The sequence below is a fragment of the Roseibium sp. SCP14 genome (assembly GCF_040329475.1).
Taxonomy (GTDB): Bacteria; Pseudomonadota; Alphaproteobacteria; order Rhizobiales; family Stappiaceae; genus Roseibium.
Genome location: NZ_JBDZYH010000001.1, coordinates 491,612 through 516,684, shown reverse-complemented (window position 1 = coordinate 516,684; position 25,073 = coordinate 491,612). Strand labels below are relative to the sequence as shown.

Annotated in this window: 22 protein-coding genes; 8 read left to right on the top strand and 14 right to left on the bottom strand. The window is 57.2% G+C overall.

Annotation, left to right across the window (positions count from 1 at the left end):
• Nucleotides 1-47: 47 nt before the first annotated feature.
• On the bottom strand, nucleotides 48-1,007 hold the full coding sequence (locus ABLQ08_RS02380; RefSeq protein WP_352940501.1) for a TAXI family TRAP transporter solute-binding subunit: 960 nt from the start codon (nucleotides 1,005-1,007) through the stop codon (nucleotides 48-50).
• A gap of 60 nt (nucleotides 1,008-1,067) precedes the next feature.
• Complete coding sequence (locus ABLQ08_RS02375; protein WP_352939071.1) at nucleotides 1,068-1,937, bottom strand: MurR/RpiR family transcriptional regulator; 870 nt, start codon at nucleotides 1,935-1,937, stop codon at nucleotides 1,068-1,070.
• A 92-nt stretch (nucleotides 1,938-2,029) separates the two neighbouring features.
• Here ABLQ08_RS02375 and ABLQ08_RS02370 point away from each other — a divergent pair, with 92 nt between their 5' ends.
• Nucleotides 2,030-4,429 carry a GcvT family protein gene (locus tag ABLQ08_RS02370; protein ID WP_352939068.1) on the top strand — a complete coding sequence of 800 codons (2,400 nt, stop codon included), beginning with the start codon at nucleotides 2,030-2,032 and terminating at the stop codon, nucleotides 4,427-4,429.
• A 115-nt stretch (nucleotides 4,430-4,544) separates the two neighbouring features.
• Nucleotides 4,545-5,171 (top strand): LysE family translocator, encoded by a 627-nt coding sequence (locus tag ABLQ08_RS02365; protein WP_352939065.1) that lies wholly within the window; start codon nucleotides 4,545-4,547, stop codon nucleotides 5,169-5,171.
• Between the two features lie 76 nt (nucleotides 5,172-5,247).
• Here the strand turns inward: ABLQ08_RS02365 and egtD are convergent, their stop codons facing one another.
• Both egtD and egtB read right to left on the bottom strand, forming a co-directional pair.
• Entirely contained in the window at nucleotides 5,248-6,195 is a 948-nt protein-coding gene (gene egtD / locus ABLQ08_RS02360; protein WP_352939062.1) for an L-histidine N(alpha)-methyltransferase, read from the bottom strand.
• Nucleotides 6,192-7,457 carry an ergothioneine biosynthesis protein EgtB gene (egtB, locus tag ABLQ08_RS02355; protein ID WP_352939059.1) on the bottom strand — a complete coding sequence of 422 codons (1,266 nt, stop codon included), beginning with the start codon at nucleotides 7,455-7,457 and terminating at the stop codon, nucleotides 6,192-6,194. The genes egtD and egtB overlap by 4 nt, the downstream gene beginning before the upstream one ends.
• A 551-nt stretch (nucleotides 7,458-8,008) precedes the next feature.
• Between egtB and ABLQ08_RS02350 the strand changes: the two genes are divergently transcribed.
• Together ABLQ08_RS02350 and ABLQ08_RS02345 are read left to right on the top strand one after the other, a co-directional pair.
• On the top strand, nucleotides 8,009-8,593 hold the full coding sequence (locus tag ABLQ08_RS02350) for a TetR/AcrR family transcriptional regulator (protein ID WP_352939056.1): 585 nt from the start codon (nucleotides 8,009-8,011) through the stop codon (nucleotides 8,591-8,593).
• Between the two features lie 41 nt (nucleotides 8,594-8,634).
• A complete protein-coding gene (locus ABLQ08_RS02345; protein ID WP_352939054.1) occupies nucleotides 8,635-8,922 on the top strand; it encodes a YciI family protein in 288 nt (95 codons plus the stop codon).
• A gap of 163 nt (nucleotides 8,923-9,085) precedes the next feature.
• Here the strand turns inward: ABLQ08_RS02345 and ABLQ08_RS02340 are convergent, their stop codons facing one another.
• The 4 genes from ABLQ08_RS02340 to ABLQ08_RS02325 form a co-directional block, all read right to left on the bottom strand.
• Nucleotides 9,086-10,606, bottom strand: a complete 1,521-nt coding sequence (locus tag ABLQ08_RS02340; RefSeq protein ID WP_352939051.1) for a methionine--tRNA ligase — start codon at nucleotides 10,604-10,606, stop codon at nucleotides 9,086-9,088.
• Between the two features lie 157 nt (nucleotides 10,607-10,763).
• A complete protein-coding gene (locus ABLQ08_RS02335; RefSeq protein ID WP_352939048.1) occupies nucleotides 10,764-11,321 on the bottom strand; it encodes a hypothetical protein in 558 nt (185 codons plus the stop codon).
• A complete protein-coding gene (locus ABLQ08_RS02330) occupies nucleotides 11,322-12,317 on the bottom strand; it encodes a YeiH family protein (protein WP_352939045.1) in 996 nt (331 codons plus the stop codon).
• Nucleotides 12,318-12,337: 20 nt separating this feature from the next.
• Complete coding sequence (locus tag ABLQ08_RS02325) at nucleotides 12,338-13,588, bottom strand: cytochrome-c peroxidase (protein WP_352939042.1); 1,251 nt, start codon at nucleotides 13,586-13,588, stop codon at nucleotides 12,338-12,340.
• Nucleotides 13,589-13,657: 69 nt separating this feature from the next.
• On the opposite strand from ABLQ08_RS02325, the gene ABLQ08_RS02320 reads away from it, so the two are divergent.
• On the top strand, nucleotides 13,658-14,140 hold the full coding sequence (locus ABLQ08_RS02320; RefSeq protein WP_352939039.1) for a tetratricopeptide repeat protein: 483 nt from the start codon (nucleotides 13,658-13,660) through the stop codon (nucleotides 14,138-14,140).
• A 129-nt stretch (nucleotides 14,141-14,269) separates the two neighbouring features.
• Here ABLQ08_RS02320 and dctP read toward each other — a convergent pair whose 3' ends face one another.
• From dctP to ABLQ08_RS02290, 6 genes are read right to left on the bottom strand one after another with little or no spacing between them, the layout of a single operon-like run.
• Nucleotides 14,270-15,328, bottom strand: a complete 1,059-nt coding sequence (gene dctP / locus ABLQ08_RS02315; RefSeq protein WP_352939036.1) for a TRAP transporter substrate-binding protein DctP — start codon at nucleotides 15,326-15,328, stop codon at nucleotides 14,270-14,272.
• 27 nt (nucleotides 15,329-15,355) lie between these two features.
• Entirely contained in the window at nucleotides 15,356-16,849 is a 1,494-nt protein-coding gene (locus ABLQ08_RS02310; protein WP_352939033.1) for a TRAP transporter large permease, read from the bottom strand.
• Nucleotides 16,849-17,439, bottom strand: coding sequence for a TRAP transporter small permease (locus tag ABLQ08_RS02305; RefSeq protein ID WP_352939030.1), 591 nt, complete (start codon nucleotides 17,437-17,439; stop codon nucleotides 16,849-16,851). Before ABLQ08_RS02305 ends, ABLQ08_RS02310 begins: the two co-directional genes overlap by 1 nt.
• Nucleotides 17,440-17,497: 58 nt before the next feature.
• A complete protein-coding gene (locus ABLQ08_RS02300; RefSeq protein WP_352939027.1) occupies nucleotides 17,498-18,013 on the bottom strand; it encodes a flavin reductase family protein in 516 nt (171 codons plus the stop codon).
• Nucleotides 18,013-18,903 carry an aldo/keto reductase gene (locus tag ABLQ08_RS02295; RefSeq protein WP_352939024.1) on the bottom strand — a complete coding sequence of 297 codons (891 nt, stop codon included), beginning with the start codon at nucleotides 18,901-18,903 and terminating at the stop codon, nucleotides 18,013-18,015. Before ABLQ08_RS02295 ends, ABLQ08_RS02300 begins: the two co-directional genes overlap by 1 nt.
• Entirely contained in the window at nucleotides 18,903-20,057 is a 1,155-nt protein-coding gene (locus ABLQ08_RS02290) for an LLM class flavin-dependent oxidoreductase (protein ID WP_352939021.1), read from the bottom strand. The genes ABLQ08_RS02295 and ABLQ08_RS02290 overlap by 1 nt, the downstream gene beginning before the upstream one ends.
• Before the next feature lie 128 nt (nucleotides 20,058-20,185).
• Here ABLQ08_RS02290 and ABLQ08_RS02285 point away from each other — a divergent pair, with 128 nt between their 5' ends.
• The 3 genes from ABLQ08_RS02285 (at nucleotide 20,186) to ABLQ08_RS02275 (ending at nucleotide 25,072) form a co-directional block, all read left to right on the top strand.
• A complete protein-coding gene (locus ABLQ08_RS02285) occupies nucleotides 20,186-20,896 on the top strand; it encodes a GntR family transcriptional regulator (RefSeq protein WP_352939018.1) in 711 nt (236 codons plus the stop codon).
• A gap of 35 nt (nucleotides 20,897-20,931) precedes the next feature.
• Nucleotides 20,932-22,056, top strand: coding sequence for a Gfo/Idh/MocA family protein (locus ABLQ08_RS02280; RefSeq protein ID WP_352939015.1), 1,125 nt, complete (start codon nucleotides 20,932-20,934; stop codon nucleotides 22,054-22,056).
• A 319-nt stretch (nucleotides 22,057-22,375) separates the two neighbouring features.
• Entirely contained in the window at nucleotides 22,376-25,072 is a 2,697-nt protein-coding gene (locus ABLQ08_RS02275) for an SH3 domain-containing protein (protein WP_352939012.1), read from the top strand.
• Nucleotide 25,073: the final 1 nt, after the last annotated feature.

Here is a 25,073-nt window from a genome sequence, read left to right as displayed (position 1 = left end):
TAGAACTGCAGCCCGGAGAACCGGGCTGCAGCATTAAATGGTCCGGATTACATCCAGCCTTTTTCCTTGTAGTACTTCACAGCACCCGGATGCAGGTCGGCGGTCAAACCGTCCTTGATCATTTCTTCCTGCTTCAGGCGAGAGAAGGCAGGGTGCAGTTTCTTGAAGTCGTCGAAGTTTTCGAAAACTGCGGAAACAACGGCATAGGCGACTTCATCGGAAACGTCAGCAGACGTCACGAAGGTTGCTTTCGGACCCCAGGACGGAATGTCGTCCGGGTTGCCCGGGTACATGCCACCAGGGATGGTTGCTGCTGCATAGGCGGTGTTTTCAGCCAGCAGGTTGTCGATGGCTTCACCGGAAAGCGGAACCATCTTGATTTCACAGGTAGACGTTGCTTCCTGCGAAGAGCCGTTCGGAAGACCAGCTGCCCAGATTGCCGCATCCAGCTTGCCGTCACACAGAGCAGCAGCCTGCTCGGAGGATTTCAGCTCAGCTGCGAGAGCGAAGTCGTCCGGAGTAAGGCCGGTGTACTTCATCAGGGTTTCTGCAAGAACGCGGGTACCCGAACCTGGGTTGCCGATGTTGACTTTCTTGCCTTTCAGGTCTGCCGGGCTGTTGACGCCGGCATCAGCGCGAGCCATGACGTGCATCGGCTCCGGGTGCACGGAGAAAAGTGCACGCAGTTCCGGGTAGGCGCCATCATCGGTGAATGCGCCGGTGCCGTTCAGGCCGGCGGCCTGTACGTCGGACTGAACAACACCGAAATCGAGTTCACCCTGACGGATGGTACGGGTGTTGTAGACGGAGCCGCCGGTGGATTCGACCGAGCAGCGAATGCCGTGGTCCTTGCGGCCCTTGTTGACCAGACGGCAGATTGCACCGCCGGTCGGATAGTAAACGCCAGTCACACCACCGGTGCCGATGGTAATGAATTGTTCTGCAGATGCTGCTCCAGTGAAAGCGATGCTGGTCGCCAAAACGGCGCCGGCAAGGTTCAATTTCATCATCATGAGACTAGGCTTCCCTCTTGTTAAATTTATAAATCTAGTGTGGTGCCTCCCACCCTAGACATTTTCAAACTCGTCGAGCAAGCGATTGTGCTTGTCGACTTCTTGGATCCTGGCTTCCGCTTCGGATCCGGCTCGCGCAACCAGCATGCCCGTTATCGTTTCAATGAGCACCAGCGTGGCTGCGTAAGATGAGAAAAAGTGTGGACTTTCAGTGCGTTGTATGAAGTGAAAGTCGGCGTATTGCAATCCCGGGAAAGCGTGGCTGTCCGTCAGGACTATGACTTTTGCACCACTTCCTGCAGCGACCTTCGCAGCGCGGACAGAGCGATGCGCGTACGGGTGCTTGGAAATGATGAGAACGGTGTCTTCCGAGTTCAATCCAGCAAGGGTGCTGCCAAGCGTTGCACCGTTACGACCGGCAACGACCCAGCGGTCGTCAAACCACTTCGCCAGATAGGCGAAATAGTCGGTGAAGCCAGCCGAGGCGAGGGCGCCTATCAGGACAATCTTGCGAGAAACCGCCAACCGCTCGACAACGGCATCAAGGGTCGCCGGATCAATGTCCGCGACCAGTGCGTTGATATTGTTGATGCAAGCCGAGACCTGCCGCGGAAGCAGCGGCTGGTCTGCATCCGACTGCAGGCGCCGAGCCTTGTCCTGAAAGCTGTCCTGTCCGCGCTGGCTGAGTTCCAGGCGTGCCTGTTCTCTCAGAGCTTCGTAGTCGGCATACCCGATTGCACGGGCAAGGCGGGTGTAACTTGCCGGAGAGACACCACTTGCCGAGGCCACGGACCTCAGGCTCCTGGTTGCGATTTCTATCTTGTTTTCAGCAATATAGTCGGCGGCAACACGCAATGTATCGCTCAGCTCGGCGTAGTTGGCCGAGATCGCTGTCCGGATTTGGGGCGGCGAATTGGTTTCCATTTGTTTACTGTTTCATTTGTTTTTTATCTTGTCAATTTCTGAAACAAATGTTTCTTTCCGAAAAATCTTGTCGCTGACGTGGAAACAACCTGATGTCATCAAATGCTCTTCCCTCACATGCTCCTGTCGTCGTCATAGGCGGCGGAATCATGGGCTGTTCTACCCTTTATCATCTTGCCAAGATGGGGGTAACCGACGCCATCCTTCTGGAGCGCAACCAGCTTACTTCCGGAACCACATGGCACTCTGCGGCGCAGGTGCGCGCACTGCGCCATTCCCGCAATCTGACTCGGATGATCCAATACTCTGTTGAGCTTTACAGCCAGCTGGAGAAGGAAACCGGGCAGGCAGCCGGGTGGATCCAGAAGGGGTCGCTGTCCATTGCCACAAACGAGGACCGGCTAACCCACATCAAGCGGCAGGAAGCGCTGGCGAAAGCGTATGGCATTCCGGCCCATTCCATCAGCGCAGAAGAGGCAAAGGAACGCTGGCCGCTGATGAATGCGGATGATGTTCTGGGTGCCGTCTGGTCTCCGGACGATGGCCGTGTCAGCCCGTCCGACGTCTGTGCCGCGCTCGTGAAAGGGGCCAGGTCGCTCGGTGCAAAGCTCTTCGAGAAGACCGGCGTAACCGCGATCCTGACCGAAAACGGCAAGGTCAAGGGCGTTGAGACCACGCAGGGCACGGTCATGTGTGATGCCATCGCCCTTTGTACCGGGCTCTGGTCCCGGGAGGCCGGAGCGATGGCAGGGGCGGAAGTTCCGCTTCTCGCCTGCGAGCATTTTTACCTGCTCACCAAACCGGTCGACGGCATTGTCGGCAATACCCCGACGCTCAGCGATCACGACAATCATCTTTACATCCGCGACGACAGTGGCGGCCTGCTGGTCGGCTGCTTCGAGCCGATGGGCAAACCGATTGCGCCCGGCGTGCTGACCGAAAGCTTCGAATTCGGCTTGCTGCCGGAGGACTGGGATCATTTTGAGCCCATGATGATGAACGCGCTGCACAGGTTGCCCGCGCTCGAAACCGCAGAAGTGAAGATGCTGCTGAACGGCCCGGAAAGCTTTACGCCGGATGGAACGTTCATGCTTGGCGAAACTGCCGAAACCAGGGGTCTTTTCCTGGGGTGTGGCATGAACTCCGTTGGTGTGGCCGCTGGTGGTGGCGCGGGCATGAACCTCGCACACACGATCATTCACGGGGCGCCCGCTTACGACCTTTCCGAAGCCGATGCCAAACGCTTCGCGCCGATCTACAATTCGGTTGAGCACCTGATGGCCCGTGCTCCGGAAGTGCTTGGAACGCACTACGACATCGCCTATCCGGGCAAGCAATTCAAGACCGCGCGCGATCTTCGCAGGCTGCCGCTGGACGCCGAATATCGTTCCGCCAAGGCCCATTTCGGTCAGGTCTACGGCTGGGAGCGGCCGCTTTATTTCGGCAAGGAACAGGAGCCGGTTCTGAAATTCGGCCGGCCTGACTGGTTCGAAAACGTCAAGACTGAGGTTCGGGCAGCTCATGAGAGCGCAGCCATCTTCGACGCGTCTCCGTTCGGCAAGATCGAAGTCGAAGGCCCCGATGCCGAAGCATTTCTTCTCAAGACATGCGCCGGTTACGTTGCCCGCAAGCCGGGCTCGGTCATTTACACAGCTGTCCTGAACGAGCGCGGAACCTTCGAAAGCGACATCACTGTTCAACGAATTTCCGAAACCCACTATCGTCTCTTTGTAGGAACGAATGCGATCAAGCGTGATCTGACCTGGTTCCGCCGTCACTCGGACGGGTTTGACGTTTCCCTGACCGACAGCACAGAAACATATGCAGTGCTCGGGCTCATGGGGCCGGAAAGTCCAAGGATTGCTGCAGACGTCGGGGCTCCTGAACTGAATGACATCGGATACTTCAAGCACGGGGAAGCACATATTGCCGGACACCATGTGCGGGCCGCACGGCTTTCCTATGTCGGTGAAGCGGGATGGGAGATAACTTGCCGGGCGGAGAACGCTCCCGCGATTTATGCTGCCCTGACAGCTGCCGGGGCGAAGCCTGCCGGTCTTTATGCCCAGACCTCCATGCGCGTCGAAAAGGGGTTCTGCGCCATGGGGCACGAGCTGGACAGCGATCTGACGCCGGTGGAGACCGGCCTGGACGCGATGACGCGCAAACAGGGCGGCTTCATCGGCGCCGAGGCAATCGCAGAACGCAAGGCTGCCGGAGCGGTTTCCAGGGTTCTTTCTCTCACCCTTGAGGACGAAGCCGCGGTTCCACTCGGCCATGAGCCGGTTCTGCTGGATGGAGAAATCCTGGGCCAGACCTCGACTTGCGCCTTTGGATATCGGGTCGGCAAACCGATCGCGCTCGCACATGTGGAGCGTCCGGTTGAAACGGGTACGACGGTGCAGATTGATATCGCAGGTGAGATCTTCAATGCGGTCGTCACCAACGGACCGTTGTTCGATCCCGATGGAAACCGGATGCGCCCTTCCTGATCGGCAAGTCGGCAACGCGGGGCGCGGACCATGTTTCGGCGCTCCGCATTAATGCCAGCCTTGACCTTTTGCGGCACGTTGTTCAAACGAGTTCTCTGTAACCTGGGAGCGTGCCGTGATTCCGTTTGAAGTCCTGTCAGTCTTTTTTCTCGCCGCAGTTGCTTTGGGGTTCGCGCCGGGGCCTGACAATATCTTCGTCCTGACCCAATCGGCGCTTTATGGGCGGATTGCGGGTCTTGTTGTCACATTTGGGCTCTGTACTGGCCTGATCGTACACACGGCTGCTGTTGCGCTCGGTGTTGCTGCGATATTCGAAACGTCGGAGCTGGCTTTCACGGTATTGAAAATCGTTGGAGCGGGTTACCTGCTTTATCTGGCGTTCCAGGCTTTCCGGGCCGGCAGCTCGGATCTGCCGACAGGGAATGGTCCTTCCCTGTCAACTTTTGCGCTTTACCGGCGCGGCATAGTCATGAATGTGACCAATCCGAAAATTGCCATTTTCTTCCTCGCCTTCCTGCCGCAGTTCGCCGACCCAGCCAGAGGTTCCGTACCATTGCAGATCCTGATTTTCGGCCTGGTTTTCATCGTTGCGACGATTCTGGTCTTTGCCGCAATTGCGCTCGGTGGCGGCGTTCTGGGTGGTTTCCTGCGGCGCTCCCGTCGTGCCCAGGTCTGGCTCAATCGCCTCGCCGGAACGGTGTTTGTCGGGCTGGCTGTCCGGCTGGCGATTGCCGACCGCTGACCTGATGCAAATTCTTGCGCTTCCCCGATCGGCAGCAAAAGCGCGCGGCGGGGAAACGCAAGAAGAGTGTATGTACCTAAATCGCCTGTAGCGTAAAAACCGAGAACCAGCCGTTGGCGTCGCTGTCCTGGTCCAGCACCCGCCAGCCTCCCTGATTGGCGATTTCGGTAAAGGCCTTCTCGCTGTATTTGTGCGAGTTCTCCGTATGGATCGTCTCGCCTTCCCGAAACGAGAAGTCCATGCCGTCGACGGCTACCGTCTGTTCCAGCAGGCTTTCCAGATGCATCTCGATACGGCTTTCATCCGAGTTCCAGACCGCCTGATGTGCAAACCCGGATAGGTCGAAGTTTGCGCCGAGCTGTCTGTTGATCCTCTGGAGCAGGTTTTGATTGAACGCCGCCGTTACACCGGCCGGGTCGTCATAGGCCTCGACAAGTACATCCTTCTGCTTCGGCCTGTCGACGCCAACGATCATGGTGGCCTGCGGCATGGCGGAACGGATGTTTTTCAGGAGAGATGCGGCTTCGTCTCTTTCAAAGTTGCCGATGGTGGACCCGGGAAAGAAGACCAGAACCGGCAGTTCCGGTAGAAGCGGGAGCTTGCCGAGCCGTTGGGTGAAATCGGCCGCCACTGGAATAACGGCGAGGGACGGATAGGCCCGCCGAACGCGTTCTGCCGCGTCCTTCAGATGATTGGCCGAGATGTCGATGGGCATATAGACCGACAGATCGGAAAAGGCATCGAGCAGCAGGTTCGTCTTGCGGCTGGATCCGCTTCCGAGTTCCACCATCGCACCGCGCGCACCTGGCAACCTTGCGTATTGCTTTACATGTTTCTCCAGAATGGAGAGTTCGGTACGAGTCGGATAATAGGCGTCAAGCTCGGTGATCGCTTCAAACAGATGCGACCCGACATCGTCGTAAAGCCATTTGCTGCTGATGACCTTCTGCGGTTCTTTCAGGCCGTTCAGGATGTCGGAGCGGAATGTGTCGTCTTGAGCGACGGGAGACATGTGTTTGGTCATAGGTCAGCTGCCAGTCTTAGGCCCAGCATCTGCCAGCGCTGGTGCGGATAAAAGAATGTTCGATAGGAAGAACGCATCTGAAGCTCAGGCGTTGCGCAGGAGCCTCCACGCAGCACCATCTGGTTCACCATGAATTTGCCGTTGTATTCGCCAATTGCCCCTTCCGGCGGCGTGAAGCCGGGATAGGGAGAAAACGCGCTGCTCGTCCATTGCCAGACATCGCCCCACAAGCCGGATCTGCGGCCGAACGGCATGTAGTGACCGCTTTCCAGGAAGTTGCCCTCAATATCCGTGGGTTCCGCTGCCGCTTCCCATTCAGCTTCGGTCGGCAGGCGGTGTCCGCTCCAGCGGGCGAAGGCGTCCGCTTCATAATAGCTGACATGAACAACGGGTGCGGACAGATCGACCGGACGCGGCCCTTGCAACGTATAGGTCCACCAGATGCCATCCTGTTTCCACCAGTAGAGTGGCGAATCCCAGTCGTTCTGTTCCCGGACCGCCCAGCCTTCCATCAGCCAGAGTGTCTGGGTGTCGTAGCCGCCATCTTCCATGAAGGCGATCCACTCTCCATTGGTAACGAGCTGGTCGCACAATCGATAGGGATCCAGCCATACCCTGTGCCTCGGTCCCTCGCAGTCATAGGCAAAGCCGTCGCCACCATGACCGATTTTCAAAAGTCCACCGTCGCAACGGGTCCAGCTTGTCTCTGGTTTCAACGGAATGTCGACGGGTCTTGGTTCAAAGAAGGCAGGCAGGAGGGGGTTATACGAAAACGCATGAAGAAGATCGGTTACCAGCAATTCCTGGTGCTGCATCTCATGGTGGCATCCAAGCGTGATCAAGGCCTCCAGCTGGTCACGCTCCAGGGCAAATGCGTCACGCGACAGGCCGTCCCGCATTGCCTCTTCGACATGAGAACGATAGCTGCGAACCTCCGACACGGTCGGACGTGAAAGCAATCCTCTCTTGGAGCGCGTGTGGCGCGGCCCGGCCTGGACGTAATAGGAGTTGAACAGAACGGCAAAGCGTTCGTCCTTCGGTCGATACCCGGGTAGCGAAGGCTTCAAAATGAATTCTTCGAAAAACCAGGTTGTGTGTGCCAGGTGCCATTTTGGAGGACTTGCGTCTTCCATCGACTGAAGGCCCATATCCTCGTCGTTCAGTGGGGCGACAAGGCGCTCTGTCCGTGTCCTTACTGAATTGAACAGGCTCGCTGCCGATGAAGCTGGAGCAGGCTCTGCTTGCCCATCTGGATAGATCATAGAATTCCCTCCACCAAGATACCGGATGCCATGCCTCCAACCGGTCCTGTGACTGCCGCCAGGCGGCTAGAACGTAAGCGGGGATGGAGGGATTCCAATGGAGGGAATTGCACCGCGGTGGTGCAGGAATGCGCCACCTTGGCTAGCTGTTCTGGATTGTTGATTAAACAAAACAAAATTTCATTTTCCAGCATTCTAAGTCCTCAGGTGATGAAAAGTCTTCAATCCCTTGTTTTGCAACGAGCTAATGGGAGCTTTTCGAGAGCACGACAGCCCGCGCAGCTGGCTGCGAACCTAGAAAATCCTTCCTGACAACTACCTGTCAGGATTGTGGGTGGCGTTGGTTCACATTGGCGTGAGGACACCGGTGGATCGTTTGTGCACAAGCCAATTGTTATCGAGGGGGCGGTTTCAAGCGACGAAATCCAAACCTGAGCGTTGTTCCGTTTCTGTCATTGACCAATTAGGACAATCGTCCTATTTATGATTTGGGTCAATTGTCCTGGCTGGTGGGCATGTTCCAGTTGGCAAGAAAAAGGGAGCAATGAGGCATGCGGGCAGCAAGCAAACGCCAGCAGATCGTCGATGCGGCCGACGAGTTGTTCTACAGTCGGGGATTTTCCCAGACGTCCTTTGCGGACATCGCTGCCGCAGTGAATATTTCGCGCGGCAATTTCTACTACCATTTCAGGACCAAGGACGAGATTCTCGACGCGGTCATCGACAAGCGACTGGCGGACCGGGAAAACCTTCTTGGAAAGTGGGATGAGACATCAGATGACCCGATAAAGCGCATCGAGTGCTTCATAAAGATCGTGATCGTCAATCAGGCAAAGATCATGGCCTATGGTTGTCCTGTCGGCACGCTCACAACCGAACTCACCAAGCTTGACCATGCATCAAAGGACAAGGCCAACGAGATAATGGCTTTGTTCCGGGATTGGCTGACCCGCCAGTTCGAAGAACTTGGCTGTGAGTCAGAAGCACCCAGGCATGCTCTGCACGTTTTGAGCTGGAGCCAGGGCGTTGCGACCTTGGCACAGGCCTTCAAGAACGAAGAATTCGTCAAACGGGAAGTGGACCAGATTGTTCAGTGGCTGGTCGATGTTGCGAACGCTGGAGCCACAAATCACTGAAATCAATGAAACGCAGTTTTCCAACTCGACTGGAGGAATAGATGTTTGTTGTCACATTGAAGTTTTCTGAAAACAAGACCCGTGCAAGTGAGTTGATGGAAGGGCACAAGAGCTGGATCCAAAAAGGCTTTGAGAGTGGTCTGTTTCTGATGGTGGGCAGCCTTCAACCAAACATGGGCGGCGGCGTTTTTGCCCACAACACCTCTCGCGAGGAGCTTGAAGACTTCGTCGCGAAAGATCCGTTTGTAGTTGAAAATGTGGTAACTGCCGAAATCCTGGAGATCACTCCTGCGAGGCTCGATGACAGGCTTGAATTCCTGGCGGCTTGAGTAGCAGGGGGAGGGAAGCGACCGGTGACAATTTCTGTGATGCCTTTCCGATCAAAACGTCTCTTTGCTATGCAAGGCGTTGCGTTCGATGGGGCGACAAGCGTCTAAAACAAGAAAAGCGCCCCGGTTCGGGGCGCTTTTGATTGCAAAATATGTTCGAAACTTACTGAACGCGGGGGAACAGTGTTTCGATCTCACCCAGTTCGCCATTTCCCTGGAGTTTGTCCAGCTCCGGTCTCCATGGGCGCGCGATTTCAGGTGCGTTCAGCATCCTGAGTGCTTTTTCCGCAGAAGTTGGAATGACCTGCGTCAGGGCTTCCATGACGACGCGCAGGCAGTCGAGGGTGACATAGATCACCGTCTCGCAGCGTTCCCTGGTCTCTTCGTTCTTGATGAGATCCCAGGGAGCCTGCTCGGCGAAATAGTTGTTCATCTCGTCGGCAACTGTGATGATCGACTGCATGCGAGCCGGAATGTCGGCAAGATTGATCCAGTCGCCCATGGCGGACGTTGCCTCAAGCACGGACTTGCGGATCGCCTCGTCTTCAGCCGAAAGCGCGCCTGGAGCAGGTACAGTGCCGTCGAACCGGGCCTTTGAGAACTTGGCCGCTCGTGACAGCAGGTTGCCGATCTTGTTGCCCAGCTCGCTGTTATAGCTCTGCGTGATCAGGTCAACGGAGATCTGGCTGTCGCTGTCGGCGCGCATGTTGCGGGCGAGGTACCAGCGCAGGGCATCAACTCCAAGCTTCTCGATGACTTCGATCGGATCGACCACATTGCCGATGGATTTCGACATCTTCACGCCGCCGGCACCGACCCAGTGACTGTGCACCGAAAGCTTCTTCGGCAACGGCAGGCCGGCCGCCATCAGCATGATCGGCCAATAGACGCCATGCGGCTTCAGAATGTCCTTGCCGATCAGGTGCTCACACTCGGCCCACCAGGCCTCGTAGCCTTCCTGAGGCCAATCAATGTTGGTCAGGTAGTTGGCGAGGGCGTCAAACCAGACATAGGTGACGAATTCCGGATCGAACGGAAGATCGACGCCGAGGGTCACGCGGGTCTTCGGTCGCGAGATGCAAAGATCTTCCAGGGGCTCTGCCAGCATCTGCTTCAGTTCGTTGCGGAACGCTTCCGGCTGAACAAAGTCCGGATTGTCGGCAATGTGCTGCAGCAGCTTCTCCCGGTAGGGTTCCATCTTCAGGAAGTAGTTCGTCTCGTCCGTTTGCTCCACCTTCATGGTCGGATGCAGCGGGCACTGGCCTTCCTCGGTGAGGTCGGACTCTTTCTTGAACTCTTCGCAGCCCTTGCAGTAGGTGCCGGTATACTGCTTCTTGACGATCAGACCCTTGTCGAAGATCGACTGCTCCATTCCGGCAACCGCCGTCTTGTGACCCTCGCGGCTGGTGCGCACGAAATAGTCATAGGCGATCCCGAGGCGGTCAAACACATCACGGAACTCCTTGCCGCGCATGTCGAGGAACTCCTCGACCGACATATCAAGATCTGCTGCGGCTTCCTGGTTCTTCTGGCCATGCTCGTCCACGCCGGTGGACAGCATCAGCTCATATCCGAGAGCCTCACGGTTACGCTTCAGGATATCGGCCATGACGGACGTAAAAGCGTGACCGATATGCGGAGAACCGTTGACGTAGTAGATCGGGGTCGTGATGTAGCTTTTCATCCAAACGCTTTCGAAATTTTGGAGCGGAAATAAGTCTGTAATGACTTACCGATTCAGCTCTGCTGATCCGCCGACAATGAAGTTCAAGCTATATTTCACACTCGCTTCGCCAAGAAAAGCCCCAGCGTCGCGAAAAGGCCAGCTTGGAAGGTCCGCTTCAGATCAGATTTCGAATTGTAGCGGCGAATTCCGCTGCTGCATCGTCAAATTCTGCGTGGACGTTTTCGAGATCCTGTTTGGCACGCACGGTCTCCTCACGGTTGAGCCAGTTGAGGAACGCAACATCATCGATCTCATCGAGTTCGTAGTCCATTGGATCCCCATCAGAACCCGGCGGGGCAACGTCGATGGTTGCGTCCTTGAACCAGAAGTTTGCACAGGTTGTAAGAACGCCTTGCGATTTTTTGTATTTCTCCAACATCGGCTCCAGCAGGTCCTGATGTCTGTCCGGGATGCCAACCACGTTTAAGACTTCGTCCGCGGTCATGAATTTCTCGATCCGCTTGTCCAGAAATTCGACATAGGCCGGAAAAAGCCGCTTGCTTCCGAACAGGCGGGACCTGATCATTCCAGCGTGATCAAAGGGATCAATTATCGCAACAACAGACCGGCGAATGTAGCGGCGCTGGGATTCCAGTTCATACTCAATAAGACCGAGGGTCGCCCTGCGCCCCAGTTTCCCGGGCAATAGCCTGGCCAGGTTCAGATGGCTCATTTACCCAACCAGCCAAATCCCAGCCAGAACGAACAGCGCCAGAAACACCGTCTGCGTCACCACCATCCAGATAGCCGGGCCGCCGACTTCCAGAAGTTTGGGGATCGACGTTTTCATGCCGACTGCTGCAATGGCGGCCAGAAGGGCCCATCGCGACACCTGACCGGCCATGTCCTTGATCATTTCGGGTATCAGGCCGAAGGAATTGAAAGCTGCCAGAATAAGGAAGGCCACCACGAAGGCCGGCATGATCGGTGGGCGGGCAGCGCCTGGTTCCGTTCCCTTGCGCAGGATCAGGGCAGCGATCAGGACGATGGGCGCCAGCATAGTGACACGGATCAGCTTTACCAGGGTGGAAAGATCGCCGGTTTCCTCCGAAATCGAAAATCCGGCGCCGACCACTTGAGCGACATCGTGGATCGTGCCACCCAGAAAAACGCCCGTCTCGTCGATTGACAGACCCAGATTGCTGGTCAGGATCGGGTAGACGATCATCGCCAGCGTGGAGAGAACTGTCACCGTGATGACCGTGAACGCAAGATCACGCTCCGCATGATCCCGCTTGGGCAGGATCGACCCGATCGCCATGGCGGCGGATGCCCCGCAAATCGCGACCGCGCCGCCAGAAAGAAATGAAAACAGCCTGTCGCGGCCGAAAAGGCCACCGACCAGAAGCGAGAACCCGATAGTCGCCAGGACGCCGACAATGACTAGAAGCAGGAATGGCAAGCCGAGTGCCTGAACCATTTCCACGCTGATACGCACTCCGAGCAGAGCAACACCGACGCGCAGCAACGTTCGGGCGGAAAAGGCGATGCCGTCGGCAGTGCGCTGTTCCTCCGACAGGAAATTGAGCGGCATGCCGAGCAGGATCGCCATAAGCATGGCCGGGGCGCCGTAGTGCTCGTTCAGGAACTGTGCGGAGATGGCGACAAGCCCGGCAATCGCCATTCCGGGAAACAGCTGATTTGCCCGGTCTTTCAATGGTTCAACCATATTGCTTCCTTAAGTTCTGGTCATCGGTCGACCGGCAGTCCGCTGGGAACCTTGTCCGGGATGCCGAAAGGTGGGGCGGCAACCGAAGATGTGCCGGTGAGCGCCTTCAGAAAGGCCACCAGATCCGAGATTTCCTTGTCAGATAGATCGATAGGGGTAATGTCCCTGGAAAGGACTTGCCGTGCGATTTCACGTTTGTCCTTCCAGACCACAAAGTCAATGGCTTCCAGCCAGGGAGCTGGGGGCAGGGCGGCCAATTGCGGACCCCAGCTTTGAAGCATGGTGTCAGGGTCAAGGTGATGGCGCACGATGCCTTCCAGCGTCGGGTAAGCACCGTTGTGGCCGTAAGGAGCCGTCAGTTCGACGTTGCGCAGCATCGGGGTGCGGAACCGGTAAGCGTCTTCCAGCCGGTCGCTTTCGCCCATCCGGCCGACATCGCGCACCATCGGGTCGAAGCGCCGGGTGCGCCCGGGACCGAATGGCGGCAGGCCGAGGGCATGGAATTTCTGGTCGCTGAGCAGGCTTCCGGAATGGCAGCCGGAACACGCTGCCTTTCCGTAAAAGAGATCCAGGCCGCGCTTCTGGTCAGTTGAAAGTGCGGAGTTGTCACCCGCAAGGAAACGGTCGAACGGACTGTCGAAGCTCATCCATTCCGACGCCTGAAAGGCTGCCAGGGCATTCGCGATTTCCGCGATCGTCACCTGCTCAGGCGTGTCGATGTGATCGAAAGCCTCGACGAACAGTTCGCCATATTCCGGGATCACGCGAACCCGCTTTGCCAGGATAGGCCAGGAGGCGTCAATCCGGTCATGGACGGCTCCTGCAATCTCGTTTTCCTTCGGATTGCCAGCCATCTCGAACTGGGCCACAAGCGGGAAGATAGCCTGGGCCGCCAGGAGCGAATTCAGGCCGTCCGGCAACCATTCCTCTGCAGGTGAGTTGAAGCCGTTTTCATAAGTGTCTGCGATGGATAGGCGGCCGTCGTGAAACAGCGTGTGAAGCTCTTTTGCGCCTAAGTTCCAAAGACCTGGAGCGTTTCTCGGAATCCTTTTCTTAATCCGGTTATTGTCAACAAGAGCGGTTCTTTCCAGGCCCAGGCCTTCTCCACCCTCACCAATTCCCAGTGAAAGGCGATCGCCGGTGCCAAGCGTTGGATGATGGCAGGTTGCGCACGCAATATTCCTGTTACCGGACAGGATCCTGTCGTAAAAAAGGAACTGACCGAGCGCCGCCTGTTTCCGGTCGAACGCGATAAAGTCGTCCTGCGTCAACGGCGCAGGCAGATCTGCAGAAAAAGCGGATGTGGAGAGGGCGACAAAAAAAGGAAACGACCAAAGCCTATGAAGAAGATGCTGACCGCCGCTGTGCTTGGTTTCACACTTTTGAGCACGCCCGCTTTTTCCGAGATCGAAGAGGCGCGCGACATGATGGAAGCCGGCAAGTTCGATGAAGCGATGAAGGAGCTTTGGCCCGCGGCGCGTTCCGGCAACGCCGACGCCGAAGAACTGATTGGTGTGATGTACGCCATGGGCCTTGGTGTTGAGCGAGACGATCTGCGCGCGTTCGAATGGTATTTGCGCAGCGCCATGAAGGGGCACCCGGGCGCCCAGTCCGGTGTCGGGTGGTACTACGAAGTCGGTCGTGGCATGCCGGCCCCCGATCTTGTGCGCGCCTATATGTGGTACACGCTGTCGGCCATCGGCGGCGACCCGGATGCTGCGATCTCTCTGGAGGAGGTCGTCAAGAAAATGACCAAGGAAGAGATTGAGAAGGCGCATGTGCTGGTCGATGACTACAAGGTCTGGATGTATCCGTTCAGATGATCTGGCGGACGACTGGGTTCTGATTGGTTCAAGGCTACGGATCGTGAGCGTTGAACAAATAAGAACAGAAAACAAGTGAGAATGATTGAGAGCTCGGCCCTGGCCGAGCTCTCTTGTTTGAAAATCCCGTCAGTTCAGGTCAGCACTGCGGCTGCCGTTGACGGAAGTTTCCGCCTCGGCAACGGCTTCTTCCAGCGCACCGAAAATTTCGCCACCGCGGTTCACGTTTTCCTTGAACCAGTCATAGACCGGTGCTGCTGCTTCCTTGAAGGCAGCTTTCTGTTCCGGGGTCGGAACATAAAGGTCACCACCGCCGGCAACGAAGTCCTCGTAGGCCTGGATGGACTTACGCTTCGGAGATGCGAAGGTGGCCTGTTGCAGGGCGTAGAAACCATCAACGACAACCCGGCGCAGCTCTTCCGGCATGGACAGGAACTTCTCGTTGTTCATCCACCACAGCGCACCCATGTAGGCATGACCGTCAAGGGTGACGTATTGCAGACCGGCATCCGGGAACTTCATGCCCATGATGTCGGTGATGCCGTTCTTGGACCCTTCGACAACGCCGGTCTGGAAGGAGGTGAACAGCTCCGGCCACGGGATCGGGGTCGGGGAGGCGCCGAGGGACTTGACCAGTTCCTGCGGCAGGTCGGCAACGACGGTGCGGATCTTCAGGCCTTCCATATCGGACGGGTTCGCGATCCGGCGCTTGGTGTTGGCAAAGTTCCGCCAGCCACCGGTATTGCCGATGGTCATCAGGCGGATGGAGTTGTCGGAATCTTCAAGCGCCATGGTGCGCATGGTGCGGACGAAATCGCCTGACAGAACATGTTCTGCGATCCGGTCATCGGACATCATGTAGGGCAGGTCGAGAACCTGCACATACGGGAAGATGCCGGACGCGCCACCGGATGTGGAAATGTAGATGTCGATCGCCCCGCCGGCAACGCCCTGAAGACATTCCGCACCGTTGGAGCAAAGCTGGGTTCCGATGAAGAGTTCAACCTCGATCGCACCGTTTGAAGCGGCTTCTACGAAGTTCTTGAACACGACAAGGCCGTCATAGTCCTCGTCGTTTTCGTTGGAGTTGGCGGTTGCACGCAACGTATAGTCCGCGGCAACAGCACTCATCGCCGATCCGGCGAGCATCGCCGCGACGGTAAGCGTTTTCAGTGCAGTCTTGAGCATTAGGTACCTCCCATTGAAAGCTCAGAATCAATTGGCAAATCCGGTCCAGCGCGGGATCGTCATTGAAAGTGCCGGGATGTAGGTAATCAGGAAGATCACCGCGATCTCCACCGCCAGGAACGGCAGAATTGCCTTGGCAATGGTTTCCACACGTTCCTTGGAAACCGAAGCGGCGACGAACAGAACCAGTCCCATCGGCGGGGTTGCCAGTCCGATGGTCAGATTCACACTCATGATGATGGCAAAGTGGATCGGGTCGACACCCATGGAGGTGAAGATCGGTCCAAGGATCGGGCCCAGAATGATGATTGCCGGACCTGCATCCAAAAACATACCGACCACAAACAGAAGCAGGTTGATCAGGAACAAAAGGATCAACGGGTTTTCAGACAGTGTCAGAACGAACTCGGCCATGATTTCCGGAGCATGGCTCAGGCTGACGACCGTCTTGAACGCCATCGCCGCGCCGACCAGCAGCAAGACCACGGCTGACGTAATGCCCGCGCGGTTCAGAACGCCCGGAATCTCGTTCGGCTTGAGTGAATGAAGCACGAAGAAGCCGATGATGAGCGCATAGGCGACAGCAACCGCCGCAGCCTCGGTCGGTGTGAAGACGCCCAGCAGGATCCCGCCGAGAATGATGATCGGTGTCTGTAGAGGCGCGACGGCCTTCTTGCATACAATGCGGAAATCACCGGAGACCGCGCCCCGCAGGCTCAGCAGCAAGAAGTGCGAAAGCACCATCATGACGAGGAACAGAAGCAGTGTGACCGTTGTCGAGAATGCGGAAAACCCCAGGGCATTTGCAGCAAGCGTGGCAAGAACGGTTCCAAGCCCTGCAAGGTTGATCCTCAGAACGACAAACGAGAACCAGAACTCGACCGGTGCCATTGTCTGGCCCGGATTGACGATCCGCTGGGCTTTGGGCAGGTCGTATTTGTCCGCCATGACCCGGACCATGAGCATCAGGCCAACACCGACCATGACACCGGGAACGATGCCGGCCAGAAACAGCGCTGCAACGCTTTCGCCCATGACATAGGCATAGATGATCATGATGCCGGAGGGCGGGATGATCGGTCCGATGACAGAGCTGGCGGCCGTGACAGCGGCCGCAAACCGGCGGGTATAGCCTTGCTTTTCCATCGCCGGGATCAGCATGGAACCGAGTGCGGAAGTGTCGGCGACAGCAGATCCGGACAACCCCGCAAACAGCATTGAGGACAGGATGTTCACATGGGCGAGCCCGCCGCGCAGATGTCCCATCAGCGCTTGGCTGAATTCGACAAGGCGCAACGTAATGCCGCCTTTGTTCATTAGCTCACCCGCAAGCATGAAGAACGGAATCGCCATCAGAGGAAAGCTGTCCATGCCATTGTAGACGTTGCGGTAAAGCAGCGTGATGTCACGTTCCTGTCCGTTCAGCCACAAAAGAAGACCAGGTGCGGCCAGAAGGCCGAAAAACACCGGCAGTCCGATCATCAGGAAAACGAGAAAGACGGGAAGAAACCAGATCAGCATCAGTCAGCTCCCGCCATGTCTACATCCGGAAGCGCTGGCAGGCGCTCGGTACCGCCAAACGTTGAAACGAGGTTTCGCAGGATCAGTTCGATATTCACCAGCGTGAGCAGGATCACGCCGACAAAGACCGACATCATCATCCAGCTTCGCGGAACACGGATCCATTCGGTCAGCGAGAAGTTGCCGGGGACATAGAGAGATGCGGTTGCAAATTTGCCGCCGAAACCGGTCACCTCCGCGTATCCGATCTGAACCGCGATGACGAGCACGGCCAGAGATACCACGAGGAGGAATAGGGAGAGCAGGCTGCCCAGAACGCGAGGAAGCGCCTGGCCGAGCATGTCGATGGCGACGAAGCCGCCACGGCGAAAGGCTGTGGGTGCCATCAGGCCGGTCATCCAGAGCATGCAGAAGCGCGCGGCTTCGTCTGGCCACGGAAGGGCATTGTTCAGGACATAGCGGAATACGACCTGAATCAGGATTGCGACAACCATCAAGGCGACGGCTACGATTCCAATCGCACGGCCAATGCGCAAAAGCTGCGAATTGATGAAGGCGAGCGGTGACAAGACCGCCAGCAAAATGCCCATACAGGCCCCTCCCAAGTTTCCTTCGCAACGGAGCGCCCCTTCGCTCCGTTTTCCGTCTTTACTTCGGGGCGATCTGCCCGAGCTTTCCTGCAAAAAAAGTGAGCGCGTCTCCCGTACGCATCTCGGCTTGCGTGACCTGCCCAAGCACGATCAGGTGGTCGCCTCCCTCATAGGCGGCGAAACGTTTGCACTCGAAACGGGCCAAGCAATTCTCGATCAGTGGAACTCCATTGTGGTCAACCGTGTGTGGCAGTTGATCGAAAGCATGGGCGTTCCGCACAAATCCGTTGCACACCTCAGCCTGATGGTGGCTGAGCACGTGAATGGCGTAGTGCTCGGCATCCTCGAAATACCGGAACCGGCGCGAACCCTTGTCCGGCATCCACAGGACCAACGGCGGATCCAGGGAAACAGACGAAAAGCTGTTCGCGGTTATTCCGACGGGACCGTCTGCTGAATCGGTGGTGACCACGGTCACTCCGGTGGCAAAGCGGCCAAAGGCATCCCGCAAGAGCCGGGTGTTGTCCGAAGCCGGAGAAAAGGTCAGTGGATGATTGGCATTTTGCATGGTCATCAAGGCACCTCGTTCCCAAGGGCGGATTCATAGAGCCGGTACCAGGTTTCGCGATCCAGAGAGACTTTAAGAGCGTCGGAGATCTTCGCGATCCGCCCCAGATTGTTGGTGCCGAGAACCGGCAGCAGATTTGCCGGGTGAGCAAGAAGAAAGGCTACGGCGACCGCAGACCGGTCAACACCGAATGATCCGCCAATCTCGTCCATGACGCCGCCCAGTTTGCCCCCTTCGGATATCAACGAGCCTCCGCCAAGTGGAGACCAGGCCATCAGCTTGGTTCCGATCCGTTGGTGGAAAGCCAGATCGCCGTTGGTGAAGGGCGAAATCTCCTTCAGACTGATCTCGATCTGGTTCGTCACCAGTCTGTTGTTCATCGCAGACTGAAGCAGTTCCCAGTCCCAGGGACGGAAATTCGATACACCGACATTCTTCACCTTGCCGGATTTGACAAGATCATCAAGGACGGCACCTGTTTCATGGTGGTCCATGAGAGGATCCGGGCGATGGATCAACAACAGGTCGATGTTTTCGATCCCCATATCGGCAAGGGACAGGTCGACCGCCTTTTCAATGTAGGCCCTCGACGTGTCGTAATACTTCACCTTTGCATCGGCATAGCGACCCACTGGCGCAACGATGTCGCATTTGGTGACGATTTCCATCCGGTCGCGAAGTGACGGATTGGCCTTCAACGCGCCGCCGAGCACGGCTTCGGCTGCATATCCGCCATAGATATCGGCTTGGTCGAACGTCGTGATGCCCTGCTCAAGGCAGGTCTGGATTTTCTGCTCCACGTAAGAAGGGGAAGTGTCGGTGTCGTCGCCGAGCCGCCACATGCCATAGATCAGGCGGGAAAACTCCAGAGTATCGGAAAGTCTGACGCGCTGCATTAGCGGCGAACTCCATTGCCAAGCGGGGTTGCGGGTGTTGCGGCCGGTACGCGGCCATAAGCATGCGGTAGGGAGCAGGTCTTCAGGTTTGGCAACACGCGTGCGCCAAAGTGCCTTGCTTCTTCCTCATGCGGATAACCGGAGAAAATGAAGGCCCGGATGCCCATCTTCTGATAGGCCTCGATCTTGGACATGACCTGATCGGTCGACCCGACAAGCGCAGCACCGCAGCCGGATCGCGCCCGGCCAACACCAGTCCAGAGGTTCGGTTCGATGTAACCGTACTCGTCGGCGATCTCGCGGTTCTTGGATTGGTGGCTGACACCAAGGGACCTGGCGTCGAGAGCCCGTTCACGAATTGCGGTCCCCTGGTCGTCATCCAGTTTGGAGACGATGTAGTCCGCATATTCCTGCGCTTCCTTTTCGGTATCGCGCACGATCATGTGGACGCGCAGGCCATAGTCCAGCGTGCGGTCGTATTTTTCCGCAACAGCATGGACGGCCTTCATGCGGCCTTCCAGCTCCTCGACCTTTTCCGGCCACATCAGATAGACGTCGCAGTGCTGTCCGCAAAGCTCAAGTGCTGCCGGGGAGTAACCGCCGAAATAGAGCAGCGGTCCACCGGTCTGATATGGGCGCGCGGGATCAGTGGTGAGGTTCTTGAAGTTGTAGATCTCGCCCTCGTAATTGATCTCATCCTGTGTCCAGGCCTGCTTCAGGATTTCAACCACTTCACGCGAGCGCTGGTAGCGGTAGCCGCTGTCAGCCTGCTCGCCCGGAAAGTCGGAGGAAATGATGTTTACCGTCAGGCGGCCCTCAAGCATGTGATCAAGCGTCGCGATGGTGCGCGCCAACATGATCGGCTGCATCTCGCCGCAGCGAACGGCCGCCAGCAAGTTGATCTTTTCGGTGATCGGGGCACAGCCGGCGACGAATGAGAGCGTGTCCTGGCCGACCTGGTAGGATGAGGGACACAGGATGTTGCGAAAGCCTTGAGCCTCCGCAGTCTTCACGATCGAAGAACAGTGGTCCCACGAGGAGCGCAGGTGGCCTTCGGGAACCCCCAGAAACTGATAGTCGTCGGAGCAAAGCGCGGCGAACCAGGAAACTTCCGCTGCATCAAGATCCGGCGAAGTCACTGGGACAATGGTCATGAAATGCCTCCCTGGGTTTCATTTATTTTCGAATGGCTTCACTTTGCCTTCGATTTCTTCTTGCTTATCACCCGATTTGATGTAAATCAATAGTGTATCAATTTTTGAAGAAAGACAACCGGTACGCCATGCAATCGGCTTCTCAAACCTCCAGCGCCTTGCCGCTTTATGTGCAGATAAGCGAGCTTTTGATTAGGGATATCGCCGCTGGACGGCTCATTGACGGAGAGCGTTTGCCGCCTGAAAGGGAGATGGCGGAAGAGCTGGGCATCTCGATCGGAACGCTGCGCAAGGCTTTGGCGGACCTTACGGAAAAAGGCTTACTCGAGCGCATCCAGGGGTCGGGAAACTACATACGTCAGGGTGGGACCAATGAAAGCGTCTACGCCATGTTTCGCCTGGAGTTGCTCTCCGGTGGCGGTTTGCCGCGTGCCGACATTCTGGACGTCACACGCATGGTGAAACTTGACGACCTGCCGCCCTTCGGTACGAGCGGCGAAGGGACCCGTATCCGGCGTCTCAGGTATCTCAATGACGTCATGATCGCGGTCGAGGAAATCTGGCTCGACGGCGATTCCGGAGTGGTGAAGCAGGAGCTTCTGTCTGATTCCCTTTACCGGTTCTATCAGAAGCAGCTGGGTTTCTGGATCGTCAGGGCGGAAGACCGGGTGACGATCAAGGAGGTGCCCGACTGGGCTCCGGACAGTTTTTCCAAAGCGCCGGGAACGATCACCGGTTACATCGAGCGGTTCAGTTGGGCCGACCGGCCCAGGCCGGTGGAATATTCGCGGACCTGGTTCGACACCGACAAGGCGCATTACGTACAGCGATTGAAATAAGGGGGGTAAAAGACCCACCCCATAAGGAGGACTATATGCCTGCAAGGGTAAGGTACGGTGTTATCGGCTGCGGAATGATGGGCCAGGAGCATCTGCGCAACATCGCTCTGTTGCCTGACACGGAAGTGACGGTGATTTTCGAGCCGGATAAGGGAATGGCGGCAAGAGCGGCTGAACTTGCACCAGGCGCGAAATTTGTGGGCTCTGTCACCGAGCTTCTGGATGTCGAGGCGATCGATTGCATCCTGATCGCGAGTCCCAATCACTGCCATGTGCAGCAGATGGAGGAAATCCGGCAAAAGCGACCCATGCCGCTGCTCGTTGAAAAGCCGCTGTTCACCGACACCAAGGACTTGGCCGAACTGGAAACTTTCAGGTCAGCTTATCCTGCACCTGTCTGGGTGGCGATGGAATACCGTTACATGCCGCCGGTCACGGCCTTCATCGAGCAGGCAAAACAGGCAACGGGTGGAATCAAGATGCTGACGATTCGCGAACACAGATACCCGTTCCTCGATAAGGTTGGCGCCTGGAATCGCTTCAATCGCTATTCCGGGGGCACATTTGTCGAAAAATGCTGCCACTTTTTCGACCTCATGCGTCTGATCATGGAAAGCGAACCTGTACGAGTGATGGCATCAGGTGGTCAGGACGCCAACTACAAGACTGAGACCTATGACGGCGAACAGCCGGATGTTCTCGACAATGGCTACGTGATCGTGGATTTCGAGAACGGCGCCCGTGCCATGCTGGAATTGTGCATGTTTGCCGAAGGCTCCCGCTATCAGGAAGAAGTCGTCGCCGTAGGTCCGGAAGGAAAGATTGAGGCTTTTGTGCCGGGCCCCAACCGATTCTGGCCCGAAGATCTGGGCGCGCCGCCAGTGCCTCATCTGGTCGTTTCCCCGCGTCACCCGAAAGGCTCGCGACGGATCGACATTCCTGTCGATCCGGCCATACTTGACGCCGGAGACCACAACGGCTCCACATTTTATCAGCATGAGGGCTTTGTTGCCGTCGTTCGTGGTGTAAAAGAGATGCCGGACGTGACTTTGGATGACGGGCGACTTGCCGTGGAAATGGGTCTTGCCGCCCAGCAATCCGCGCGCACCGGTCAGGCCGTATCCATGATCACCTCGAAGCTTTCCTCGGTAGCTTGCTAAAATTAGCGGTGTTTCCTCCGAGGCTCCTGCCGGCGTGACAAAAGTCACGTCGGTTTTTTATTGTCTGATTTTTTCGAAACATTTCTCCCCCGGTTTCTTCGGAGACTGCTGCGAACCGCTGTCAAACTGGCGTTGCGTCACTTTTGAGGTGGCGAGCCGATAGAAAATGTCAAATCAATCTGTTACGGCGCTCTGGACATTTCGTTCGAGTGAGGTGCAGGATCATTTGATACTGACCGGGTTGCTTCACCAGTTACCGGCAACTGCCTTCATTCACGTGTGACCCGGAAACGGCATGTTCCACTTTTGGGAGGGCCTGATGCGCAAGCCTATTTCAGTTCTTTTATCTTCAGCACTTATTTTCCAAACCGTTCTCGTAAATGGTGTCCTGGCGGCGCCCGCGGTAACAACAGCAAACGTGAACTTCCGGCAGGGGCCGGGTACGGGTTACGGTTCCCTGGGAACCATTCCGAGCGGTACATCGGTGGAACTGGAAAATTGCGACGACAACGGAGCTTGGTGTACGGTCAGCTACAATGGCCAGAACGGTTTTGTCAGCGGCAACTACCTCCAATTGGCTGAAGCTGAAGAAAGCACCGGCTGGCCCAGGTCTTACGAGACTGACGGCGGTGCGACCCTGATCCTGTATCAGCCCCAGTTTACCGAGTGGGACAATTTCAAGACCTTAAAGGCACTTGTTGCAGCTGAGTACGTCAAGGACAAGGATGCCAATCCCGTGTTCGGCGTCATCGGCGTCACGGGTGAAACTGTCGCCGACCCGGAAAAAGGCCTGGTGGATGTCAACAAGATCCAGGTCACTCAGCTTGATTTCTCCGCGCTGGATCGCGCTTCCCTGACCGATCTCACGCTTCAGGTAGGCAAAATCATGCCGACCGGCACGGTCACCGTGAAAGAGGACCGGATTACGGCCGGATTGGCAGAATATCAGCGCATGGATGACGTGAAGGGGCTCAACGCAGAAGCTCCGCCGATTTTCATCTCCACCGAACCAGCTATTCTGGTGCAGACCGAAGGTGCTCCCGTCCTGGCTCCGGTCAAGGGAGATCAGGGCCTGAGCTTCATCGTCAACACGAACTGGGACATTCTGAAGATCGACGAAACGGAGGAATTCTACCTCCGCGACGAGAAATCCTGGCTGAAGACAAAAGATGTCTCTTCGGGCTGGGAGCCGGTCACGGATTTGCCTGAACTCATCAAGGCTCTGCCTGATGACGACAACTGGAAAGAAACGCGCGAGGCCATTCCGCCCGAACCTTTCCCGGACAACAAGGCTCCGAAGGTCGTCTATTCGGACAAGCCTGCGGAAATGATTGTTTTTGAAGGTGAGCCCAAGCTGGAGCCGGTGGAAGGAACAAACCTGGAATGGGCGTCCAACACCGAAAGTGATGTCTTCTTCCTGACGACGACCAAGACCTGGTACATTCTGGTTTCCGGTCGCTGGTTCAAGTCAGCTTCTCTGGATGGACCATGGGAGTTCACGACGCCGGACATGCCATCGGACTTCCTCAATATTCCCGAGAGTGCTCCGTATTATTCGGTGCGCTCTTCAATTCCGGGCACTTCCGAGGCATCCCAGGCAAGACTGAAGGCCAGCATTCCAACAACTGCTCGCGTGGAAGTCGGGTCGGTGAGTGCGGATGTCGCCTATGCGGGCGACCCTGAATTCGAGCCGATCGAAGGCACTTCGATGTCCTACGCGGTCAATACCAACGAGCAGGTCATTCAGGTTGGTGCGAAATACTACGTTCTGCAGAATGGCGTTTGGTTTGTGAGTGACAGTCCGGACGGACCCTTTGTCGTGGCAACTGCCGTCCCTGATGAAATCTATACCATCCCGCCGTCCTCACCGGTCTATAACGTCACCTACGTACGTGTGTACGAAACCGAGCCAAATGCAGTCTGGTACGGCTACACAATGGGTTACCTGACAGGTTTCCTGGCCTGGGGGGTCTTTGTCTACGGCACCGGCTGGTACTACCGGCCGTGGTATCGTCCGGGCTTGCGGCCGATCTATTTCCCGCGGCCGGTCACCTACGGCATCGGCGCCTTCTACAATCCGGTCCGGGGTGTCTATGGGCGGTATGGTTACGCCTATGGTCCGCGCCGGGGCATTGCCGCCGGCGGTATCTACAACCCGCGCACCGGCGGTTACATTCGCGGGGCAGCCATCAGCGGGCCGCGTGGCAGTGCCGGTTTCATAACCGCCTACAATCCGCGGACCGGCAACCGGATCGTCGCAGGTGGAGCCCGCGGCATTTACGGCTCGTGGGGTGGTGCAGTTGTTTCCGGGCCTCAATGGTCTCGTACGCGCGATCTCCAGCAAGGAGCGGTCAATCGCTGGAAGCAAAGCGGAGACCTTGGACGCGTCGGCAGCCTTGACCGGCGCGGCGACGTGTTCGCAGGGCGAGACGGGTCTGTCTACCGCCGAGATGGCGAGAACTGGCAGAAGTTCGAAGGCGGTCGCTGGGGCGATGTTGCAGCACCCTCCCGGGAGAACATTCAGGATCGCCTCGGTGATATCGGGGCAGGAGCAGCCGCGGGGGCAATCGGCGCCGGTGTCGGCTCGGCGATTGCCAACCGTCCGGCGGGTGATCGCATCCAGAACCGTCCCAATGCCGGAGACCGTCCGAACGTTCAGCGTCCGGCAAACCTTCCGGCAGGTCAGAGACCCAATGTGAACCGGCCGAGCGGTGATCGTCCGACGAACCTTCCTGCCGGACAACGGCCGAACGTTCAGCGCCCGGCCCAGCAGCCGAATGTTCAACGCCCGGCTCAAAGGCCTGCCAAGCAGCCGTCGACACGTCCTGCTCAGAGAAAACAGGCTCCGGCCCACCTCAACAAGGATCGCAGGGCCAGGAATGCGGGCAATCAACAGGTGAACCGCCAGCGGAACGTTCAACGCAATCGTCCCCAGCAGACGCGTCCGCAACAGGCCCGCCCGAATCGTGGCGGCGGCGGTGGTCAGCGTAGAGGTGGCGGTCATCGCCGTCGCTAGA

Excerpts from the sequence above, each read along its gene's own strand:
- ABLQ08_RS02295 (WP_352939024.1), bottom strand. The coding sequence starts at position 18,903 with ATGCAGCGCGTCAGACTTTCCGATACTCTGGAGTTTTCCCGCCTGATC.
- ABLQ08_RS02350 (WP_352939056.1), top strand. The coding sequence starts at position 8,009 with ATGCGGGCAGCAAGCAAACGCCAGCAGATCGTCGATGCGGCCGACGAG.
- ABLQ08_RS02330 (WP_352939045.1), bottom strand. The coding sequence starts at position 12,317 with ATGGTTGAACCATTGAAAGACCGGGCAAATCAGCTGTTTCCCGGAATG.
- ABLQ08_RS02280 (WP_352939015.1), top strand. The coding sequence starts at position 20,932 with ATGCCTGCAAGGGTAAGGTACGGTGTTATCGGCTGCGGAATGATGGGC.
- ABLQ08_RS02290 (WP_352939021.1), bottom strand. The coding sequence starts at position 20,057 with ATGACCATTGTCCCAGTGACTTCGCCGGATCTTGATGCAGCGGAAGTT.
- dctP (WP_352939036.1), bottom strand. The coding sequence starts at position 15,328 with ATGCTCAAGACTGCACTGAAAACGCTTACCGTCGCGGCGATGCTCGCC.
- ABLQ08_RS02300 (WP_352939027.1), bottom strand. The coding sequence starts at position 18,013 with ATGACCATGCAAAATGCCAATCATCCACTGACCTTTTCTCCGGCTTCG.
- ABLQ08_RS02370 (WP_352939068.1), top strand. The coding sequence starts at position 2,030 with ATGTCATCAAATGCTCTTCCCTCACATGCTCCTGTCGTCGTCATAGGC.
- egtB (WP_352939059.1), bottom strand. The coding sequence starts at position 7,457 with ATGATCTATCCAGATGGGCAAGCAGAGCCTGCTCCAGCTTCATCGGCA.
- ABLQ08_RS02375 (WP_352939071.1), bottom strand. The coding sequence starts at position 1,937 with ATGGAAACCAATTCGCCGCCCCAAATCCGGACAGCGATCTCGGCCAAC.
- egtD (WP_352939062.1), bottom strand. The coding sequence starts at position 6,195 with ATGACCAAACACATGTCTCCCGTCGCTCAAGACGACACATTCCGCTCC.
- ABLQ08_RS02345 (WP_352939054.1), top strand. The coding sequence starts at position 8,635 with ATGTTTGTTGTCACATTGAAGTTTTCTGAAAACAAGACCCGTGCAAGT.
- ABLQ08_RS02320 (WP_352939039.1), top strand. The coding sequence starts at position 13,658 with ATGAAGAAGATGCTGACCGCCGCTGTGCTTGGTTTCACACTTTTGAGC.
- ABLQ08_RS02285 (WP_352939018.1), top strand. The coding sequence starts at position 20,186 with ATGCAATCGGCTTCTCAAACCTCCAGCGCCTTGCCGCTTTATGTGCAG.
- ABLQ08_RS02335 (WP_352939048.1), bottom strand. The coding sequence starts at position 11,321 with ATGAGCCATCTGAACCTGGCCAGGCTATTGCCCGGGAAACTGGGGCGC.
- ABLQ08_RS02340 (WP_352939051.1), bottom strand. The coding sequence starts at position 10,606 with ATGAAAAGCTACATCACGACCCCGATCTACTACGTCAACGGTTCTCCG.
- ABLQ08_RS02380 (WP_352940501.1), bottom strand. The coding sequence starts at position 1,007 with ATGAAATTGAACCTTGCCGGCGCCGTTTTGGCGACCAGCATCGCTTTC.
- ABLQ08_RS02275 (WP_352939012.1), top strand. The coding sequence starts at position 22,376 with ATGCGCAAGCCTATTTCAGTTCTTTTATCTTCAGCACTTATTTTCCAA.
- ABLQ08_RS02305 (WP_352939030.1), bottom strand. The coding sequence starts at position 17,439 with ATGGGCATTTTGCTGGCGGTCTTGTCACCGCTCGCCTTCATCAATTCG.
- ABLQ08_RS02310 (WP_352939033.1), bottom strand. The coding sequence starts at position 16,849 with ATGCTGATCTGGTTTCTTCCCGTCTTTCTCGTTTTCCTGATGATCGGA.